The sequence below is a fragment of the Streptomyces roseus genome, assembly GCF_001044425.1.
Lineage (GTDB): Bacteria > Actinomycetota > Actinomycetes > Streptomycetales > Streptomycetaceae > Streptomyces > Streptomyces roseus.
This window is the reverse complement of record NZ_LFML01000043.1, coordinates 1-19,659: the sequence shown is the minus strand read 5'-3', so window position 1 is coordinate 19,659 and position 19,659 is coordinate 1. Positions and strand designations below refer to the sequence as shown.

Here is a 19,659-nt window from a genome sequence, read left to right as displayed (position 1 = left end):
GACCGCAGCCCCGCGTCAGAACAGGCGGAGCTTGTCGTCCTCGATGCCGCGCATGGCGTTGTAGTCCAGGACCACGCAGTCCATGCCGCGGTCGGTGGCCAGAACGCGGGCCTGCGGCTTGATCTCCTGGGCCGCGAAGACGCCGCGCACCGGCGCCAGGTGCGGGTCCCGGTTCAGCAGTTCCAGGTAGCGCGTGAGCTGCTCCACGCCGTCGATCTCGCCGCGCCGCTTGATCTCCACGGCCACCGTCGCGCCGGAGGCGTCCCGGCACAGGATGTCCACCGGCCCGATCGCCGTCATGTACTCCCGCCGGATCAGCGTGTAGCCGTCGCCCAGCGTTTCGATGCGGTCCGCCAGGAGCTCCTGGAGGTGTGCTTCGACGCCGTCCTTGATGAGGCCGGGGTCGATGCCCAGCTCGTGGGAGGAGTCGTGGAGGACTTCCTCCATGGTGATGATGAGCTTCTCGCCCGCCTTGTTGACGACCGTCCAGACGCCGGCCTCGTCCCCGCTCCCTTCCTTGAGGGTGCAGGGGGGCGACATCCAGTTGAGCGGTTTGTACGCCCGGTCGTCCGCGTGGATCGAGACACTGCCGTCGGCCTTCACGAGGATGAGACGGGGTGCCGAGGGCAGATGGGCGGTGAGCCGGCCCGCGTAGTCGACGGAGCAGCGGGCAATGACGAGACGCATGGTCGGCAACGCTACTCGACGAGAAGGCCTGTACGCGATTCGCCCCCGAAAGCCCCGTTCGCCGATGGCGCGTTGTATGCGCATTCTCCTGGTGCGCCACCCATGGGGCGCCTACCGTGGTGAGCAGGAGGTGGCGGAGCGTGCACGCTGCGTCGCGATCTCCTTCCCTGCCCGTAAGGCTCCGGCAACCCAAACCGCCGGGGTCGCGAGAGGAGAACCCATGTCGCTCGACGTCTCACCGGCCCTACTCGAACAGGCCGAGCGAGGCGAGGTCGACGAAGCCGCTTTCGTCGACTGCGTCCGGACCTCCCTGCCCTTCGCATGGGAGATGATCAGCTCGCTGGTGGCCCAGCTGAAGGTGGACGGCGGAGAGTTCGCCGACAACCAGACGCCGCCGCCCGACGAGCAGGCGCGTGGCCAGCTGCTGCGCGCCCTCGCGAGTGACGCGATACGTGGTGCGCTGCAGCGGCACTTCGGGGTGCGCCTGGCGTTCCAGAACTGCCACCGGGTGGCCGTGTTCCCGCTGGATCCCTCGTCGGACGACCGGCTCGCCAAGTTCACTTCGATCCGCGGCCAGCTCCTCAACCAGTCGCCCGAGCTCCGGGACTGCTGACCGACCCCACTTCGCTGCCGCTCCGTATCGGGGGAGGTGACACCGGGGCGGCAGCCTCAGCCGAGACGGGGCAGGACCTCGGCGCCGAGGCGCCGTACGTTCTCCTCCGTCGCGGCGAGATCCCCGGAGCCCTCCGCCAGCAGCGCGAACCGCGTGATGCCCGTCCGCTCGGAGGTGGCCGCCAGCCGGTTCGCCGCCAGCCGGGCGGTGCCCACGGGGTGCAGCTCGCACAGGAGCTCCGTGTAGGCGACGGGGTCCCGCATCGCCCGCACCCGGCCGTCCACCGTCACGTGCGCGTCCAGCCCCTGCTTCAGCCAGCCCGGCATGGCCTTCAGCAGGGCCTCGCGGGCGTCCGCCGTGCGGTCCGCCAGCTGGCACACGCCTGCGGACACGTGCGGGGCGTGCGGGTCGCGCCCCGCCGCCGCGGCCGTACGCCGGTACAGCGCGACCATCTCCGCCTTGTCCTCGTCCCCGCAGTGCATGCCCAGCAGCATTGGCAGCCCCCGTTCGGCGGCCAGGCGCACCGAGGCGGGCGAGGTGCACGCGACGATCACTTCCGGCCCTGATCCGTCGCCGTCCAGCGCCTCCGAAGGGCGCGGTACTACGGCCACTTCGCGGAACCCGTACCGCTCGCCGGCGGCCGCCACCCGCGGCTCGGACAGCCACCGGCGCAGCAGGTCCAGCCCCTCCGGGAACTCCTTCTCGTAGGAGTCCAGGCCGCCGCCGAACACCTCCAGGTCCACCCAGGGCCCTCCCCGGCCCACCCCCAGGGTGAACCGGCCGCCCGAGGTCAAGTGCAGCAGCGCCGCCTGCTCCCCGAGGGCCACCGGATGCGTGTTCGGCAGCACGCTCACGGCCGTGCCCACCCGCAACCGCCGGGTCCTCCCCAGCAGCAGGGCCGCCAGGGTCACCGCCGAGGGGCACACCCCGTACGGGACGAAGTGGTGCTCGGCGAGCCACACGGAGTCCAGCCCCGCCTCCTCGGCCACCTCCGCGGTCCGCACCGCCCGGTGCAGGGCCTCCCCCTGTCCCTGACCCGGAAACTGGGCCGCCAGTACAAAAGCTCCTACGCGCATCGCCTTTGCCCTCCTCGTGGCTGACGCGGCCTCCCCCAGGTGGACCGGTTCATCTGATGGCAACAACGTCTGACACGTGCCAAAGGCACGGCCTGCCACGAAAGTTATTGGGATAGTCAGGCCGTCCGACTGCGAGCGCGTCGAGGTCGTCGGGCCCCTGTCAGCCACCCTGCGGGTACCCGGGCTCGCTGCGCGTAGTCTGGGAGAAAGTCACTTCCGTCCGCCCATACGTGAGGTATACGTGTCACCGCGCCACAACCGCCCCAGGGGCGGCGAGACTCCGGAAGAACGCCCCGCCACCGGCCTCGACCGCTTCGGGCTGGAGCGCACGGAGGAGTACCAGGGCGAGGAGTGGAAGGTCAGGCACGTCGCGGGCGCGAGCGCGGCGGGCAAGCGCTACCGCTGCCCCGGCTGCGACCAGGAGATCCCCTCGGGCACCCCGCACCTGGTGGCCTGGCCCGAGTACGGCGGCGTGGACGACCGCCGGCACTGGCACAAGGCCTGCTGGAACGCGAAGGACCGCCGCACCTCACGGGTGCAGCGGTCCAGGAACGCTCCCAAGTACTGACTCCCGCCGGCGCGGTCAGACGTCGCGGCGGCCGACCACCGCGTACGAGCCCGCCACCGCGGCGCCCGTCACCAGCAGGATCAGCAGGAGCTGGACCGCGCTTCCGGGAGAGTCCCCGGTGTCGGCGTTCGGCAGGCCGAACAGCCCCATGATGGCGACCGGGGCGTTGTACCGGAGGATCACGGTGCCGAGCGGGGCCAGGGTCTCCCACATGCTGAGCATCCCCCCGACCACCGGGGGCAGCATGACCAGCCCCAGCATGACGGCGATCGCTCCGGCGGAGTGCCGCAGCATGGCCCCGATCGCGAGGGCGAGCACCCCGAGCAGGGTGACGTAGACACAGCCGGCCAGCGCGTGCGCCCATTCGCCGCCGCCGTGCGCCCCGGCACCCGCGCCGCCCCGCAGGATCGCGGAGGACAGGCCCACGACGGCCACCGACCCGGCGATGGCGGCGAAGGCGACCCCGGCGAAGACGAGGTACTTCGCGGTCAGCACCCGCGCCCGGTCGGGGGCGGCGGTGAGCGTCGTACGGATCATGCCCGTGCCGTACTCGGAGGAGATCGTGAGGACGCCCAGCACCATCACGGGGATCTGCCCCACCAGCAGCCCGAACAGGGCGGGCGCCGTGAGCGGCACCTCCTGGTAGTCGGTCGAGCGCGTCTCGGAGACGGCCAGCACGCCGATGCCCACGACGAGCAGGACCAGCGAGCCGAGCGTCCACACGGTCGAGCGCACCGAGATCAGTTTCGTCCACTCCGAGGCCACGGCGTGCCCGAGGTGGGGGCGGGGCGTCTCCAGGGGCGAGCTGTAGCCCTTCGGCTGCGTGGAGGTGCTTGCGGTGCTCGTGGTGTCCGCAGTGCTCGTGGTGCCCTCAGTGGTCGTGTTGTGCGTGGGGCGCGCGGGGCTCGTGGGGCCGGTCATCGGGTGTCCTCGCGGGTGTCCTGGGCGGTGTTCCGGTCGGTGCCGGCGAGCTGGCCGGGGTCGGAGGGCATCAGGAAGGACTGCCCGCCCGCCCCGGGCGGCGGGGGAGCGAAGAAAGAGTCCCGCGGCACCTCCGGCGCCCGGAGCTCGTCCTCCCAGGCGGGGACGGTCAGCGGCTGCGGCTCCCACAGCTCGGCGCGCGGGTCCTCGGTGGAGGTGTACTCCACGTCGGCCTGGGTCATCCGCATGTAGGCCTCCTCGAGCGAGGCCCGGTGCGGGGACAGCTCCCACAGCCGTACGCCGGCCTCGTGCGCGAGATCGGAGATCCGCGGGAGGTCCAGGCCGGTCACGCGGAGTGTCCCCTCGGGCTCCTGGAGGACCCGGCCGCCGGCTTTGGTCAGGGCTTCACCCAGTGCATCCCGGCCACCGTGATCGTTGTCGGCCGCGCGCACCCGCGCGAATCCGGCCGAGTTGTGCGCGATGAATTCCTGGGTGCCCATGTCGGCCAGCAGCCGGCCGCGGCCGATCACGATGAGGTGGTCGGCGGTCAGCGCCATCTCGCTCATCAGGTGTGAGGAGACGAACACCGTGCGGCCCTCGGCGGCGAGCCGGCGCATCAGGGTGCGGACCCAGAGGATGCCCTCGGGGTCGAGCCCGTTGACCGGCTCGTCGAAGAGCAGCACCTGGGGGTCGCCGAGGAGCGCGGCGGCGATCCCGAGCCGCTGGCCCATGCCGAGCGAGAAGCCCTTCGTACGCTGCCCGGACACGTCCTGGAGGCCGACGACGGCCAGCACCTCGTCCACGCGCTTCTCGGGGATGCCGGAGAGCTGGGCGAGGGAGAGCAGGTGCCGGCGGGCCCGGCGGCCGCCGTGCACGGCCTTGGCATCGAGCAGGGCGCCGACGTGCCGCTGGGCGTTCGGCAGCTGCCGGAAGGGCAGGCCGTTGATCGTCACGCTGCCCGCGGTGGGCCGGTCCAGGCCGAGGATCATGCGCATGGTGGTGGACTTCCCGGAGCCGTTCGGCCCCAGGAATCCCGTCACGTGACCCGGCCTGACCTGGAAGGACAGCTGGTCGACGGCGGTCTTGGCGCCGTAGCGCTTGGTCAGGCCGACAGCCTCGATCATTGCTCTGCCTCTGCTCTGCCCCTAGCCAGGACCGGACGACTTTCGTCCGCGTAAGGGTTAAGAGGATATCGAGTCGCCTACGGTTCCACCCCGGCCCGATCCCTGAGCTGCCCCTGAATCCGACCCGGGGATGACCCGTAGTACCCGAGGCGTCCGCCGCAGGGCGGACGCCTCGGGTCCGCGGGGATCAGGCGTCGCGCTTCCTCAGCACCAGGTAGCCGCCGAGTACGGCGGCCAGCACCCACAGCGCCATGATCCCGAAGCCGCCCCACGGCCCGTAGGGGGCCTCGCCGCTGTCCATCGCCCCCGGGACCACCTGCATGATCTTGGAGCCCGCCTGGTCCGGGAAGTACTGGGCGACCTTGCGGGTCGCGCTGACCGCCCCGAGGATCGTCGAGACCAGGAAGAAGAACGGCATCAGGATGCCGAGCGAGAGCATCGAGCTGCGCAGGATCGTCGCCACGCCCATCGAGAACAGGGCGATCATCGCCATGTAGAGGCCGGCGCCGATCACGGCGCGCAGGACGTTGGGCTCGTCGATGCCGATGCTGCGGTCACCCAGGATCGCCTGTCCGAGGAAGAAGGACAGGAAGCTGGTGACCAGGCCGACGACCAGCGCGAGGCCGGTCGCCACGATCAGCTTGCCGGCCAGGAAGCTCCCCCGGCGCGGTACGGCGGCCAGCGAGGTGCGGATCATGCCCGAGCTGTACTCGGTGCCCACCACGAGCACACCGAAGACGATCATGGCGAGCTGGCCGAGGGTCATGCCCGCGAAGCTGGCCAGGGTCGGGTCGAAAGTGACCTGCTGCTCCTTCGGCATGTCGTTGAAGGTGGCGTTGAAGACGGCGCACAGGCCGGCGCTCACGCCGACCGTGACCACCAGCGCCGCGACCAGCGTCCACGTGGTCGAGGCGACCGTACGGATCTTGGTCCACTCGGACCGGAGGACGGCGGGGAAGGAGGACATGGTCACTCGCCGCCCTTGCGCGTCGCCTCGTACCCGGCGCCCCACGCGGGGACGTCGGCCGGCCGGACGGGGTTGTCCGCGGCGCCGGGTCCCGCAGGCAGCCCCGGGGCGCCCGGTGCGTGGGCGTGGTACTCGACGGAGTCCGCCGTCATGCGCATGAACGCTTCCTCCAGTGAGGCCCGTTGCGGGCTGAGTTCGTGCAGCACGATCTGGTGCTGCGCGGCCAGTTCGCCGAGCCGCTCCGCGGCGACGCCGTCGATCTCCAGCGCGCCGGTGGCCGGGACGCTGATGGCGTCGATGCCCGCTTCGTGCAGGACGTCCTTGAGCCGCTCCTGCTGCGGGGAACGCAGCCGGACGTAGCTGCGCGAGTTCTCGTGAATGAAATCAGCCATGGACATGTCGGCCAGAAGTTTTCCCTGGCCGATGACGATCAAATGGTCCGCGGTCAGCGCCATTTCGCTCATCAGGTGGGAGGAGACGAAGATCGTCCGTCCCTCGGCCGCCAAGCCCTTCATGAGATTTCGGATCCAGAGAATTCCCTCCGGGTCCAGACCATTGACGGGCTCGTCGAACATGAGGATCTCCGGGTCGCCCAGCAGCGCGGAGGCGATTCCCAGCCGCTGGCCCATGCCCAGCGAAAATCCTTTCGACTTCTTCTTCGCCACGGGCGTCAGCCCGACAAGATCCAATACCTCCGCCACCCGGCGCTCCGGGATGCGGTTCGACTGGGCGAGGCAGAGAAGGTTGTTGTAAGCGCTGCGGCCGCCGTTCATGGCCTTCGCGTCCAGCAGCGCACCGATGTGCTTCAGCGGCTCCGGCAGGTCCCGGTAGTGCTTCCCGTCGATCCGGACCGTACCGCTGGTCGGGTTGTCGAGGTCGAGCATCATGCGCATGGTCGTGGACTTCCCCGCCCCGTTGGGGCCGAGGAAGCCGGTCACCACCCCCGGTCTGACCTGGAAGCTGAGGTGGTCCACGGCGGTCTTCGCGCCGAATCGTTTGGTAAGGCCCTCAAGCTCGATCATGCCGCTCACGCTAGAACGCCCGAGGGCCCCACGCCACCTCAAACAGGTGACATAGGGCCCTCGGGCAGGACGTTCGTCCACGGGCCGGTGGACGGCGGCCGTCCGACCGGTCGACCGCCGGTGAACTCCCGCGTGGGCTACCGCTCGTACCGGCGCCCGGACTAGCGGCTCTGCTGAGCCGGAACGCCGCGGGTGACCGGCTCGTCGTCGACGATCGGGTTGGCTGCCGCGACGGCCGCGCCGGTCAGCGTCGCCAGCATCTCGCGGACGTTGGTGAGCTGGGCGTTGATCGAGTCGCGGCGGTTGGTGAGCGCCGCCAGCTCGCGCTCGGACTCGCTGCGGATGCGGTCCGCCTTCGCGTTGGCGTCGGCGACGATGTCCTCGGCCTGGCGCTGGGCGGTCTCCACCGTCTGGCGGGCGCGGCGCTCGGCGTCCGTACGCAGCTTCTCGGCCTCCAGGCGCAGCTGCTCGGCGCGGTGCTCGATCTCGGCGAGGCGCTTCTCGGCCTTGGCCTGACGCGAGGCCAGGTCGCGCTCGGACTGCTCGCGGCGCTTGGCCAGGTTGGTCTCGAAGTCCGCGGCGGCCTGGGCGGCCTTGGCGCGGGTCTCCTCGAACAGGGCGTCGGCCTCCTCGCGCTTGGAGGCGGCGTCCTTCTGGGCCTCGGCGCGCAGGGTGGAGGCGTCGCCCTTGGCCTTCTCGACGATGCGGACGCCCTCGTCCTCCGCCTTCGACTTGCGGTCGGCGGCGAACGACTCGGCGTCGTTGCGCACCTGCTGGGCAGCCGACTCGGCGAGCTCGCGGTGCTGCTCGGCCGCGCGACGGGCCTCCTCGCGCAGGTCCTTCGCCTCCTCCTCGGCCAGGCGCAGGATCTTCTCGACCCGGGCACCGAGGCCGGCGTACGACGGCTCTGCGTCGCTCACCTGGGCCTGGGCGTTCTGCGTTTCGAGGTGCAGCTCCTCGATCCGCTTTTCCAGAGAGTTGATTCGTCCAAGGGCGCTGTCGCGGTCGGAGACCAGCTTGGTAATGCGGTCGTCCACCTGACCGCGGTCGTAACCACGCCGCACGAGCTCGAAGCCGAAGGGGGAGGAAGTGTCGCTCATGGGGTTCCTGTCGAATGAGACCGATGAGGTGCTACGTGAGGTGTTAGGGGAATCCTAGGCGCCCGAGCGGCGTGTCATCGAGTCAATCCACGTTTGATCTGGACAATGACACCCCTTTTGAGTGGCAAGGCGACAGAATGCTTGTCACTCGTTCGGCTGAACCTTCATCAGGACCACACAACCTGATCGATTGCTAGCCCTCCGACGCCTTGCCACCCGAACGGGTGGAACCGGCCGAGGCTCCCGCCTTCACGCCCCCCGCGCCCTGACCGCCGACCACCGGCTTCCCGCCGCCCGAAGGTGCCTCGAATGACTCCAACGCCTCAAGAACGTCCTGGACACGGGAGATCTCCGCCTGAATGTCCTCGCGCCTGCGCACCAGGACCTCCAGCTCACGGCGGCCCTCGTCGACCAGACGCTCGGCCTCCGCCTTTGCCTCCGCGAGGGCCTTCTCGGCCTCCCGGGCCAGTTCGGCCTTCTTCTGCTCGGCCTCCTTGAGCAGCGCCTCCGCCTTGCGCACGGCCGCGATGCGGACCTTGCTCGCCTCGCTGCTCGCGTCCGACACCAGTGCCTTGGCCTTCGCCTCGGCCTCGACGCTCTGCTCGGTCGCCGCCCGCACCAGCTTGTCCACGCGCTCGCCGGCCGACTTCATCTGCTCGGCCGACTCCCGGCGGGCCCGCTCGTGCAGCTCTTCGACCTCGCCCTCGACGCGGGAGCGCAGCTCCTCCGCCCGCTCCCTTATGGCGGCCGCGTCGCGGCGCGCGCCGACCAGCAGCTCGTCCGCGTCCGTACGGGCCTTCTCCACCAGGGAGTTGCCCTCGACCGTCGCCTCCGAGGAGATCCGCGCGGCCTCCTTGCGGGCCGCGTCGACCATCGCGTCGGCCTGCTCCTCGGCCGCCGTCGTCGCCGCCAGGGCCTGCGCCTGCGCGTCGCCGGTGAGCTTGTCCGCCTCGGCCGCCGCCTCGGTGATGAGCCGGTCCACCTGCTCCGCGGCCTCGCTGCGGCGCTTGTTGGCCTCCTCGCGGGCCTCGTCCAGCAACCGCTCGGACTCCGCGCGGGCCTCCGTGCGGGTGCGCTCCGCCTGCGCCGCGGCCTCGGCCTTGACGCGCTCGGCCTCCGAGCGGGTACGGGTCGCGTGCTCCTGCGCCGAGGCCAGGGCCTCCGAGGCCTCCGCACGCAGCCGTTCGGCCTCGGACCGGGCCTCGCCGACCGTGCGCTCGTTGTCCTTGCGGGTCTGCTCGGTGAGCTTGTCCGCCTCGGCCGCCGCCTCCGTGATGAGCCGGTCCACCTGCTCGGCCGCCTCGGTGCGCAGCCGGGCAGCCTCGGCGCGCGCGTCGTCGAGCGTCTGCTGCGACTCCCGCTCGGCGCTCGCCAAGGTCTCGTTGGCCGCGACGGTGACCCGGTCGGCCTCCGCGGTGGCCTCGCCGATGATCCGGCCGCCCTCCGCACGGGCGTCGTCCAGGGTCCGCGCCGCCTCGGCGCGCAGCCGCTCGGCCTCGGCCGCGGCCTCGCCGACCGTGGCCTCGTTGGCCGCGCGCGTCTCGTCGACCAGCCGGTCGCCTTCGTTGCGGGCGTCGACCAGGACCCGCGCCGCGTCCCGCTCGGCCGCGGCCAGCATGTCGGAGGCCTGCCGGGTGAGCCGCTCGGCCTTCGCCGTCGCCTCCGCGAGCGCGGCCTCGTTCGCGGCGCGCGTCTCCTCGGTGAGCCGGTCCGCCTCGGACGCGGCCTCGGTGATGAGCCGGTCCGCCTGCTCCGCGGCGTCGCTGCGCAGCCGGTTGGCCTCGGAACGCGCCTCGTCCAAGGTGGCCGCCGCCTCGGCGCGGGTGGCGTCCGCCGCCTCGGCCGCCTCGGCGGTGAGCCGTTCGGCCTCCGCCGCAGCCTCGGCGAGCGTCGCGGCGTTCGCCGCCTCGGTCTCGCCGGTGAGCCGCTCGGCCTGTGCCGTCGCCTCCGCGACGATCCGGCCGCCTTCGGCGCGCGAGGACTCCAGGGCCTCCGCCGCCTCGCCGCGGATCCGGTTCGCGTCGTCCCGGGCGTCGGCCCGGGTGCGGGCCGCGTCGCGCTCGGCCGCGGCCAGCGCGTCCGTCGCCTCCGTACGCACGCGCTGCGCGTACTCGGCGGTGTCGCTCCGCAGCTGCTCCGCCTCGGCGATCGCGTCGCCGACCGTGCGCTCGGCCAGCGCCTTCGCCGCGTCCGTCTCGGCCCGCGCCTCGGTCCGGATCCGGTTGGCGTCCTCGGTGGCCCGCTCGCGCTCGTCGTAGGCGTCCGCGCGGACCCGCGCGGCCTCCTCCTCGGCCTCCGTCCTCGTACGCTCCGCCACGTGCTCGGCGGCGCTGCGCAGCCCGGCGATCTCCTCGTCGGCCTCCTCGCGCAGACCGGCCACCGAGTCCCGCACCTGCTGCGCGGTGGCCTCGGCCGCCGACACCAGCTCCGCGGCGCGCCGCTCCGCCTCGTCGGTCAGGCGGGCCGCCTCGGCCTGCGCCTCCTCGGAGCGCTTGCGGGCCGAGGCCAGCAGCTCCTCGCTCTGCTCGCGGGCCTGCGCCCGCTCGTTGTCGGCGTCCGTACGGGCCGACGCGAGGGTCTCCTCGGCCTCCCGGCGGCGCCGGGCGGCCTCCTCCTGCGCCGCGGCCAGCGCCTCCGCGGCCTCCCCGGCGACCCGCTCGGCGGCGGCCTTCGCCTCGGCGCGCAGCCGGTCCGCGGTCTCCTGCGCCTCCGCGCGCACCCGCTCCGCCTCGGACTCCGCCTCGCTGCGCAGCCGTACGGCGACCTGCTCGGCCTCCGCGCGGGTGCGCCCGGCGTCGTCCGCCGCGTCCGTGCGCAGCTGGTCGGCCTCCGCCTGCGACTGCGCCTGGAGGGTACGGATCCGCTCCGCCGACTCGGCGCGCAGCCGGTCGGCCTCCTCGGCGGTCTCCCGCCGGATGTTCTCCGCCGCCCCGCGGGCGTCGCGCAGCGTCTCCTCGGCCGTGCCCAGCCGGCTCTCGGCCTCGGCGTGGAGGCGTACGAGCTCCGCGTCGGCCTCCGCCCGCTTCGCCGCGAGGGCCTGCTCGGTCTCCTCGCGCCGCGCCCGCGCCGCCGCGTCGGCCTCGGCCCGTACGGCCTCCGCCTGCTCCTCGGCCTCGCCGCGCAGCCGCTCCGCCTCGGCGCGCGTGCGCTCCAGCGTCTCCTCGGCCTGCCGCCGCAAGGTGGTGGCCCGCTCGACGGCCTCCGCGCGGACCCGCTCGCTCTCGGCGCGCGCGCCGCCGCGCAGCTCGTCCGCGTCCGACTTGGCCTTGCCCAGCAGCTCCTCGGCGGTCCGGGCCGCCTCCTCGATCTGCTGGACGGCCTCGCGGCGCGCCTCGCCGCGGATGCGCTCGCCCTCGGCGACGGCCTCGGCGCGCAGCTGCTCGGCCTCGCCGCGCAGCCGCCGCGCCTCCTCCTGGAGCTCGACGGTCCGGGCCCGGTACTCCTCGGTGTCGTCCTTCGCCGCGCCCTTGAGCTCGTCGGCCGTGGCCGCCGCCTGGGCGCGCAGCCGCTCCGCCTCGGACTCGGCCTCGCGGCGGATCCGCTCGGCCTCCTCGGAGGCGGCGCGGGTGGTGGCCCGGGCGTCCTCCGAGGCCTTGTTCAGTACGTCCTCGGCCGTGCGGGCCGCCTTCGCCAGCTGGGCGGCCGTGTCCTCGGCCGCCGCCGCACGGGCCTGCTCCGCGGCCTCGGCGCGCAGCCGCTCCACGCCGGCGCGGGCGTCGGCGAGGGCCTGCTCGGCCTCGGCCCTGAGGGCCTCGGCGTCCTTGGTGGCCTCGCCGACCAGCCGGGCCACCTGCTCCTTGGCGGTGCGGGTGCGCTGCTCGTTCACCGACTCCGCCGAGGCGAGCTGGCGGGCGGCGCTCTCCTTGGCGTCCGCGAGGAGCTTCTCGGCCTCGGCGCGCGCCGCGCGCAGGGCGCCGTCGGCCTCCTGGACCCGCTGCTCGGCCACCCGGCCGAGGTCGAGGGTCTGCTGCCGGGTCTGCTCGGCCTCGGCGGTGGTGCTGCTGCGCAGCCGCTCCGCGTGCTCGGTGGCCTCCTGGGCCTGCGCGGAGGCGGCGGTCAGCAGCCGCTCCGCTTCCTTGCGGGCGCGCAGCAGGGTCGCCTCGGTCTCCGCGCGGGCGGCCTCGGCGTCGGCGGTCAGCCGGCGGCGGGTCTCCTCGGCGACGCGGGCGGCCTCGGCGCGGGCCGCGTTCAGGGACTGCTCGGCCTCGGCGCGGGACTCGTCCAGGAGCCGGCGGGCCTGCGCCTCCGTACGGGAGCGCAACTGCTCGGCCCAGGCCACGTTCTCGTTGACGTGCGCCTCGACGGTCTGGCGGCGCTCGTTGAGCTCCTGGTCGAGACGCTGGCGGCGGTTGACGGCCTCCGCGTGCAGTTCGGCCTGGAGGCGCGCCTGGTGCTCGGCGTGCTCCTGCAGGATGCGCTGGGTCTGCGCCCGGGCCTCGCGCAGCTCGCGTTCGGCGTCCGAGCGCATCTGGTCGGCCTGGATCTGGGCATTGCGGAGCAGCTGCTCCGCCTGGTAGCCCATGTCCGCACTGTCGTAGGCGGGGCGGGACGCCAGATTGCGGCGCACCTCGTGGAGCTTGGCGCGCAGCACCTCGACTTGGTAGCCGAGGTCCTCGGCGTGCTGGACGGCCTTCCCGCGCTCCTTCTTCAGCCGCTCCATCTCGGCTTCGAAGCGCGAGAGATGGTCGGCTTCAGCCTGATGGCTCTCCTGGCTTTCGTAGCCCCGCACAGCGCGGTCCCATCCGTCCCCTGGTCGCAAGCTCACTCCCAATTGAGCATCGCTCGCCCGCTGAACGACGCCCCCGGGGGAATGGTGTCAGATACCGGGGCAGGGGTCACAGGCCCCGACCCCGTCTCCGCACCGAACCCCGGCCGAGCCATGGCCACTCTACCGGCCGGGGAATCGGGCCATCAGGGGTCCGTCAGTGGTCGGGGTTCGAGGTGACCAGTTCGGTGAGGACTCCGTGGCAGTCCTTGGGGTGCAGGAAGGTGATCGAGGAGCCCATCGAGCCCGTGCGGGGCTGGTCGTAGAGGACCCGGACGCCCTTGCCGCGGATGGCCTCCGAGTCGCCGAGGACGTCCTCGGTGCCGAAGGCGATGTGGTGCACGCCCTCGCCGTTCTTGGCCAGCCACTTGCCCACCGCGGAGTCCTCGCGGGTGGGTTCGAGGAGCTGGAGGTAGGAGGCGCCGCCGTCGGAGGTCTCGTTGATCTTGAGCATGGCCTCGCGGACGCCCTGTTCCTCGTTGACCTCGGTGTGGAAGACCTCGAAGCCGTACGTGGCACGGTAGAACTCGACGGTCTTGTCCAGGTCGAAGCAGGCGATCCCGATGTGGTCGATTCTTGTCAGCATGGGACCAGTGCACCGCTGCGGAGGGCGGTCACGCAACGTGCCAGCGATCACACCGACTGCCCGGTGACGACGCGGGTACCGCTCAGTACATTCATGTAAACCCTCGTTCACCCTCATCTTCAAGGGGCTGTGCTCCATGTCCGGAACGAACAACACCACGTCAGTGATCGTCGCCGGGGCCCGCACGCCCATGGGGCGGCTGCTCGGCTCGCTGAAGTCCTTCTCCGGCGCCGATCTCGGCGGGTTCGCCATCAAGTCCGCTCTGGAGCGGGCCGGCATCGCCGGTGACCAGGTGCAATACGTGATCATGGGGCAGGTGCTCCAGGCCGGTGCGGGCCAGATCCCGGCGCGCCAGGCGGCGGTCAAGGGCGGCATCCCGATGAACGTCCCGGCGCTCACGATCAACAAGGTGTGCCTCTCCGGCCTCGACGCGATCGCGCTGGCCGACCAGCTCATCCGCGCGGGCGAGTTCGACATCGTGGTCGCGGGCGGCCAGGAGTCCATGACCAACGCCCCGCACCTGCTGCCGAAGTCCCGAGAGGGATTCAAGTACGGCGCGATCGAGATGCTCGACGCGATGGCCTACGACGGTCTGACCGACGCCTTCGAGCACATCGCGATGGGCGAGTCCACCGAGAAGCACAACAGCCGCCTGGGCATCGAGCGCGCCCCGCAGGACGAGTTCGCCGCCGCCTCGCACCAGCGGGCCGCCGCCGCGCAGAAGAACGGCGTCTTCGAGGCCGAGATCGTCCCCGTGGAGATCCCGCAGCGCAAGGGCGACCCGGTCCTCTTCGCCCAGGACGAGGGCATCCGCCCGGAGACCACGGTCGAGTCCCTCGGCAAGCTGCGCCCCGCGTTCGCGCAGGACGGCACGATCACCGCCGGCACCTCCTCGCAGATCTCCGACGGCGCCGCCGCCGTGGTCGTGATGAGCAAGGCGAAGGCCGAGGAGCTCGGCCTGGAGTGGATCGCCGAGATCGGCGCCCACGGCAATGTGGCCGGTCCCGACAACTCGCTGCAGTCGCAGCCGTCGAACGCGATCCTGCACGCCCTGCAGAAGGAGGGGCTCCAGGTCTCCGACCTGGACCTCATCGAGATCAACGAGGCCTTCGCGGCGGTCGCCGTGCAGTCAATGAAGGATCTCGGCGTGACCCCGGAACGGGTGAACGTCAACGGTGGCGCCATTGCCCTGGGCCACCCGATCGGCATGTCCGGCGCCCGCGTGGTGCTGCACCTGGCCCTGGAGCTGGCGCGCCGGGGCGGCGGGACCGGCGCGGCCGCGCTGTGCGGCGGCGGCGGCCAGGGCGACGCCCTGATCGTCCGCGTCCCGAAGAAGAAGTAGTCCCGGCCCGCCGGCCCTTCCCTACCCGAACCGAGGAGCGCAGCACGTATGACGGTGGACGTCCCCCAGCTGGTGGCCCAGGCGCGTGAGGGCAGGCCGAGAGCGGTGGCCCGGCTGATCTCGCTGGTCGAGGGGGCGTCCCCGCAGCTGCGCGAGGTGATGGCGGCCCTGGCCCCGCTGACGGGCGGGGCGTACGTGGTGGGCCTGACCGGCTCCCCGGGCGTCGGCAAGTCCACCTCCACCTCGGCCCTGGTCTCCGCGTACCGCAAGGCCGGCAAGCGGGTCGGCGTCCTCGCCGTCGACCCGTCCTCGCCGTTCTCCGGCGGTGCGCTGCTCGGCGACCGGGTCCGGATGTCGGACCACGCCTCCGACCCGGGGGTCTACATCCGCTCCATGGCCACCCGCGGCCACCTGGGAGGCCTGGCCTGGGCCGCCCCGCAGGCGATCCGGGTGCTGGACGCGGCCGGCTGCGAAGTGATCCTGGTCGAGACGGTCGGGGTCGGGCAGTCCGAGGTGGAGATCGCCGCGCAGGCCGACACCTCGGTGGTGCTGCTGGCCCCCGGGATGGGCGACGGGATCCAGGCCGCGAAGGCGGGCATCCTGGAGATCGGCGACGTGTACGTGGTGAACAAGGCGGACCGCGACGGCGCCGACGCCACCGCCCGGGAGCTCAACCACATGCTGGGCCTCGGGGAGTCCCGGGGCGCGGGCGACTGGCGGCCGCCCATCGTCAAGACGGTCGCGGCGCGCGGCCAGGGCATCGACGAGCTGGTCGAGGCCCTGGAGAAGCACCGCGCGTGGATGGACGAGCGCGGGGTGCTGGCCGAGCGCCGTACGGTCCGGGCCGCGCGCGAGGTGGAGACCATCGCGGTGACGGCCCTGCGGGCCAGGATGGCGGACGTGCGCGGGGACGCGCACCTCGACGCCCTCGCGGGCCGGGTGGCGGCCGGCGAGCTGGACCCGTACGCGGCCGCGGACACGCTCCTGGCGACGCTGACGGAGTCCTGACGCCCGTTCCGCGCGAGAGCCGCGCCCCGGTCTTCCGGGGCGCGGCTCTCGTACGTCTGCGGGCGGACGGTCAGGCGTTGGGACGCTTGCCGTGGTTCGCCTTCTTCTTCTTGCGTGCTCGCTTCTTGTTGCCGCGCTTGGCCATGACGCCACTCCCTCGACGATCGGGGTAATCCGGGCGTTCGCCAGTCTAGGGGCGCCCGATCGGGTCCGCACGGGAACCCGCAGACCGTTCCGGGCGGCGGCAGCGGCAGCGGCGGCCGACGCGCCCGCGCGGGCCGGGGCGGCCGCGGGCCCGCCGCCCCGGCCCGCCCGTGTCAGGCCTTGCCGCGCTCGTCCCGCAGGTGGCCGGCGACCGGCTCCAGCGACGCGCGCAGCGCAGCCAGGGCCTCGGGCGACAGCAGGTCGATGAAGTGCCGGCGGACGGACGCCACGTGGTGCGGGGCGACCTTCCGCATGAGCTCCATGCCCTCGTCGGTCAGGACCGCGTACAGCCCCCGGCGGTCGGACTCGCAGTTCACCCGGACGACCAGGCCCGCGGTCTCCATGCGGGTGATCTGGTGGGACAGCCGGCTCTTGGACTGGAGCGTCGACGTCGCGAGATCGCTCATCCGCATCCGGCGGCCCTCGGACTCCGAGAGGTTCACCAGGATCTCGTAGTCGTTGATGGTGAGCCCGAAGGGCTGGAGATCCTTTTCCAGCTGGTGCATCAGCAGCCGGCTGACGTCCAGGTGGGTGCGCCAGGTGCACTGCTCGGCCTCGGTCAGCCAGCGGGTGGCCGTCTCGGTCTCCATGGTCTCCATGACTGAACTCTACCTAAGAAGTTGAATTACGTACAAAGAAGAATGGTGGAATATGTCAGAGTCCCAGACGCCGCTGGATGTCACCCAGCTGCCCCGGCATCCGCGGCACGCCCAGCTGGCCCAGCGGACCCTGCTGCCCGTGCCCGCCCCCGTAACCGGCACCGGGCACGCCCGCCGCCTCGGCGCCGGCGCCGACGGTTCCGATCGCCTGCTCCGCCATCAGCATCTCCGACGATTGCAGCAGCACCGTCCCCGCACCGACAAATTCGAACTGGTGTTCCTCGCCGGAGCTGCCGCCGATGCCGGTCAGCGAGCGCAGCCCGCCGATGACGCCCGACATGTAGCCGTGATCGTAGTGGTGGCAGGGGGACGGGCAGTCCGCCCAGCCCACCAGCGCCTGCGGGTCCACGCGCAGCGGCGGCTCCATGAACACCACCGGCCCGTTGGACGCCGCCACGAACTTCCCGGTTCCGATCAGGGTCAGGAATCCTGGCACGATCGACTGCTTCAGGGCGAGCGAGGGCTGGTAGGCCAGCAGGTTGCCCGACCTGATCGTCAGGTTCCCGTCGTCCAGGTCGTACGAGTTCACGTCGAAGGCCCGGTCGGCCAGCAGCATCTTGCCCTGGCCCTCGGCCACCACCCAGTCGGCGGCGTGCATCGGCGAGTGGAAGCTCGTGCGCAGGAGCCGGTCGAAGCGGCCGTTGCCGACGCCGTTGAAGTCGATGCGCCCGTAGTAGGCGATCATCTTGCCCTTCTGCAGGAACCACTGGCTCCCTTTGAGCTCCACGCAGAAGGTGTAGGCGTTCACGTTGTCGTCGGAGGGCAGCGAGTGCGGGTCGAAGACCGTCGGGGCGCCGGGTCCGCCCGTCACGGGGCCAAAATTCACAGCTTCTCCTCCGAGGCCTGTACGTACACCGCTCCCTGACCCGACAGCTCCAGCTGGAACGCCTCGCCCGAGCCGCGCCCCACCATGTCCCGCCAGCCGAGCGCGGTGGAGAGCTTGTTCCTGACGTCCCCGTGGTGGGCCACGTACGCCTGCGGGTCGACGTGGATCGGCCGGTTCGGGGTGATGGGGAGCTCGATGACCCCGCCGTGGGCCATCACCGCCACCGAGCCGTGCCCCTTGAGGGTGGTGGTGAACAGGCCCTGGCCGGTCACCTGGCCGCGGACCATGCCCATGACCCCGCCCTGCGAGCCCATGAACATCGTGCCCTGCTGGAGCGTGCCGTCGAAGGCGAGCAGCCGGTCGGCCTCCACGTACAGGGTCTCGCCGGTCAGGTTGATCACCTGGATGTGGTGGCCCCCGTGGCCGAACATCACGGTGCCGCTGCCCTCGACCGACATCAGCGGGGTCTGCTCGTTCGCCACGCGGCGCCCGATCATGCCCATCACCCCGCCCTGACCACCGGTCAGGCTCGGGGTGAAGGAGACCTCGCCGCGGTACGCGAGCATCGCGCCGCGCTGGCTGAACATCTTCTGCCCCGGGATCACCTGGGCCTCGACCATCTTCGAGTTGAGCTCGCGGAACGGCATCAGATGTCGCCCCCGATGGTGTTGCGCTCGCTGGGCTGCACGTAGACCAGGCCCTCGCCCTCGAAGCGGATCTGGAACGCCTCGCCCGAGCCCTCGCCGATCAGGGTGCGGAAATTGATCCCCGACTGGAAGGACTGCTGGAGGTTCCCGGTGTGCGCGATGTACGCCCCCGGGTCGACGGAGAGCGGGTACTGGGAGCTGACGCGCAGCACCACCGCCGGTCCGTCGGACATGATCGCCGCCTGCCCGCTGCCCTCGACGGTGGTGGTGAACAGGCCGTTGCCCGTCGCCCCGCCGCGCAGGCCGGTGAAGGTGGTGCCGGTGCGCAGGCCGGCGTCGGTGCACAGGAGGTTGCTGGACTCCACGTACAGCTTCTCGCCGCGCAGGTTGACCAGATTGATCTCGCTCGCGCGGTCGGCGAAGAAGCAGGTGCCGTGCCCCTGCACTTCCATCACGGTCATCTGCTCACCCGTCAGCCGACGGGTCACCATGCCGCGCAGGCCTTCGCCGCCGCCGGTCATCTTCTTGAAGGCCATCTGGCCGTCGTACGCGACCATGGAGCCGTTCTTCGCTTTCACGGCGTCCCCGGTCAGGTCGACGGCGAGCACCTTGCTGCCTTGGAGTCGGAACTGAGCCACGGGATGACGTTATCGGCAGCGGGCGGAGGCGAACAGGGCCCGGTGGCCGATATCCGGCGACTGCGGCATCTCACACACCCGGGACACCCCGGCGCCCCACCGGCCGCGGCGGCCCCGCCGCAAGATCCGGCACGGCGGCTGAGAGACTGGAACGGACCCCCGGCCACCACCCCGAAGGCTCATCGTGGACATCAAGACCGCTTCCGCCCTGCACCGGCTGCGCCTCATCTCCGTACCGGAGGCGCTGTCGTTCCCGGCCCTGCTGATCTTCGGATCGGTGCTGAGCCGGATCTCCGACATCGACTACCTGATGATGCCGCTCGGCATCCTGCACGGGATCCTGTTCGTCATCTACGCGGTCTTCCTGCTGGACGTGTGGAACAAGGCGAAGTGGCCGGTCAAGAGGGTCGCCCTGTTCTTCCTGCTGGCGCTGCTGCCCTTCGGCGGCCTGTACGGCGACAAGCTCCTCAAGCGCGAGGAGGCCGACAGCGTCATGGCGGCCCGCGCCCGGCGCGAGGCGGCGAACGCAGCGTGATCGTCGCGTTCTCGGTGACCCCGCTGGGGGTCGGCGAAGAGGTCGGCGAGTACGTGGCCGACGCGGTGCGCGTCGTACGGGATTCGGGACTGCCGAACCGCACCGACGCCATGTTCACCTCCGTCGAGGGGGAGTGGGACGAGGTGATGGACGTGGTCAAGCGCGCGGTGGCGGCCGTGGAGGAGAGGGCGCCGCGGGTGTCGCTGGTCCTCAAGGCCGACATCCGCCCCGGGGTGGTCGGCGGCCTGACGTCCAAGGTGGAGACGGTGGAGCGCCACCTGGCCTAGAACCTGTCCTGTCGATCTCGGCCGTCCAACTGTCACACCCCGATGAAGCTCACCGTTTCCGTCATGTCCGCCCGCCCGGTGCGC

20 protein-coding genes are annotated in these 19,659 nt (G+C 71.9%); 6 read left to right on the top strand and 14 right to left on the bottom strand.

The genetic code is table 11. The annotated features are described in order from the left end of the window. Positions 1–15 precede the first annotated feature (15 nt). The gene (gene nucS / locus ACS04_RS11050; RefSeq protein ID WP_048476388.1) at positions 16–687 is read right to left on the bottom strand and encodes an endonuclease NucS; all 672 of its coding nucleotides are present in this window, start codon (positions 685–687) and stop codon (positions 16–18) included. A gap of 220 nt (positions 688–907) precedes the next feature. On the opposite strand from nucS, the gene ACS04_RS11045 reads away from it, so the two are divergent. Beyond that, positions 908–1,300: an SCO5389 family protein gene (locus ACS04_RS11045; protein WP_030153794.1), complete on the top strand. Its 393-nt coding sequence runs from the start codon at positions 908–910 to the stop codon at positions 1,298–1,300. 56 nt (positions 1,301–1,356) lie between these two features. Here ACS04_RS11045 and ACS04_RS11040 read toward each other — a convergent pair whose 3' ends face one another. Next, on the bottom strand, positions 1,357–2,376 hold the full coding sequence (locus ACS04_RS11040) for an LLM class flavin-dependent oxidoreductase (protein WP_048476387.1): 1,020 nt from the start codon (positions 2,374–2,376) through the stop codon (positions 1,357–1,359). 241 nt (positions 2,377–2,617) lie between these two features. Between ACS04_RS11040 and ACS04_RS11035 the strand changes: the two genes are divergently transcribed. Further along, on the top strand, positions 2,618–2,944 hold the full coding sequence (locus ACS04_RS11035; protein WP_048476386.1) for a hypothetical protein: 327 nt from the start codon (positions 2,618–2,620) through the stop codon (positions 2,942–2,944). Between the two features lie 15 nt (positions 2,945–2,959). Here the strand turns inward: ACS04_RS11035 and ACS04_RS11030 are convergent, their stop codons facing one another. From ACS04_RS11030 to mce, 7 genes are all read right to left on the bottom strand, one after another. Beyond that, a complete protein-coding gene (locus ACS04_RS11030; protein WP_048476385.1) occupies positions 2,960–3,865 on the bottom strand; it encodes an ABC transporter permease in 906 nt (301 codons plus the stop codon). After that, positions 3,862–4,989: an ABC transporter ATP-binding protein gene (locus tag ACS04_RS11025; RefSeq protein WP_078864636.1), complete on the bottom strand. Its 1,128-nt coding sequence runs from the start codon at positions 4,987–4,989 to the stop codon at positions 3,862–3,864. The genes ACS04_RS11030 and ACS04_RS11025 overlap by 4 nt, the downstream gene beginning before the upstream one ends. Positions 4,990–5,176: 187 nt before the next feature. After that, the gene (locus tag ACS04_RS11020) at positions 5,177–5,956 is read right to left on the bottom strand and encodes an ABC transporter permease (RefSeq protein ID WP_048476384.1); all 780 of its coding nucleotides are present in this window, start codon (positions 5,954–5,956) and stop codon (positions 5,177–5,179) included. Positions 5,957–5,958: 2 nt separating this feature from the next. Further along, positions 5,959–6,978, bottom strand: coding sequence for an ABC transporter ATP-binding protein (locus ACS04_RS11015; protein ID WP_048476383.1), 1,020 nt, complete (start codon positions 6,976–6,978; stop codon positions 5,959–5,961). Positions 6,979–7,139: 161 nt separating this feature from the next. After that, positions 7,140–8,078 carry a coiled-coil domain-containing protein gene (locus ACS04_RS11010; RefSeq protein ID WP_030153801.1) on the bottom strand — a complete coding sequence of 313 codons (939 nt, stop codon included), beginning with the start codon at positions 8,076–8,078 and terminating at the stop codon, positions 7,140–7,142. Positions 8,079–8,271: 193 nt separating this feature from the next. Further along, positions 8,272–12,807, bottom strand: a complete 4,536-nt coding sequence (gene scy, locus ACS04_RS11005) for a polarized growth protein Scy (RefSeq protein WP_048476382.1) — start codon at positions 12,805–12,807, stop codon at positions 8,272–8,274. A 193-nt stretch (positions 12,808–13,000) separates the two neighbouring features. Beyond that, positions 13,001–13,429: a methylmalonyl-CoA epimerase gene (mce, locus tag ACS04_RS11000; protein ID WP_048476381.1), complete on the bottom strand. Its 429-nt coding sequence runs from the start codon at positions 13,427–13,429 to the stop codon at positions 13,001–13,003. A gap of 136 nt (positions 13,430–13,565) precedes the next feature. On the opposite strand from mce, the gene ACS04_RS10995 reads away from it, so the two are divergent. Further along, entirely contained in the window at positions 13,566–14,771 is a 1,206-nt protein-coding gene (locus ACS04_RS10995; RefSeq protein WP_078864635.1) for an acetyl-CoA C-acetyltransferase, read from the top strand. Between the two features lie 48 nt (positions 14,772–14,819). Further along, the gene (meaB, locus tag ACS04_RS10990) at positions 14,820–15,779 is read left to right on the top strand and encodes a methylmalonyl Co-A mutase-associated GTPase MeaB (RefSeq protein ID WP_048476379.1); all 960 of its coding nucleotides are present in this window, start codon (positions 14,820–14,822) and stop codon (positions 15,777–15,779) included. A gap of 70 nt (positions 15,780–15,849) precedes the next feature. On the opposite strand, the gene ACS04_RS40400 is transcribed toward meaB, so the two are convergent. From ACS04_RS40400 to ACS04_RS10970, 5 genes are all read right to left on the bottom strand, one after another. Further along, positions 15,850–15,924 carry a 50S ribosomal protein bL37 gene (locus tag ACS04_RS40400; protein WP_099895366.1) on the bottom strand — a complete coding sequence of 25 codons (75 nt, stop codon included), beginning with the start codon at positions 15,922–15,924 and terminating at the stop codon, positions 15,850–15,852. 172 nt (positions 15,925–16,096) lie between these two features. Beyond that, on the bottom strand, positions 16,097–16,573 hold the full coding sequence (locus ACS04_RS10985) for a MarR family winged helix-turn-helix transcriptional regulator (protein WP_048476451.1): 477 nt from the start codon (positions 16,571–16,573) through the stop codon (positions 16,097–16,099). Positions 16,574–16,637: 64 nt separating this feature from the next. After that, the gene (locus ACS04_RS10980) at positions 16,638–17,468 is read right to left on the bottom strand and encodes an AIM24 family protein (RefSeq protein WP_425337813.1); all 831 of its coding nucleotides are present in this window, start codon (positions 17,466–17,468) and stop codon (positions 16,638–16,640) included. Further along, positions 17,465–18,115 (bottom strand): AIM24 family protein, encoded by a 651-nt coding sequence (locus tag ACS04_RS10975; protein ID WP_048476377.1) that lies wholly within the window; start codon positions 18,113–18,115, stop codon positions 17,465–17,467. Before ACS04_RS10975 ends, ACS04_RS10980 begins: the two co-directional genes overlap by 4 nt. After that, positions 18,115–18,753: an AIM24 family protein gene (locus ACS04_RS10970; protein ID WP_048476376.1), complete on the bottom strand. Its 639-nt coding sequence runs from the start codon at positions 18,751–18,753 to the stop codon at positions 18,115–18,117. Before ACS04_RS10970 ends, ACS04_RS10975 begins: the two co-directional genes overlap by 1 nt. A gap of 184 nt (positions 18,754–18,937) precedes the next feature. Here ACS04_RS10970 and ACS04_RS10965 point away from each other — a divergent pair, with 184 nt between their 5' ends. Continuing rightward, positions 18,938–19,288 carry a DUF3817 domain-containing protein gene (locus tag ACS04_RS10965; RefSeq protein WP_048476375.1) on the top strand — a complete coding sequence of 117 codons (351 nt, stop codon included), beginning with the start codon at positions 18,938–18,940 and terminating at the stop codon, positions 19,286–19,288. After that, on the top strand, positions 19,285–19,575 hold the full coding sequence (locus ACS04_RS10960) for an MTH1187 family thiamine-binding protein (RefSeq protein ID WP_048476374.1): 291 nt from the start codon (positions 19,285–19,287) through the stop codon (positions 19,573–19,575). Before ACS04_RS10965 ends, ACS04_RS10960 begins: the two co-directional genes overlap by 4 nt. The last annotated feature ends 84 nt before the right edge of the window (positions 19,576–19,659 follow it).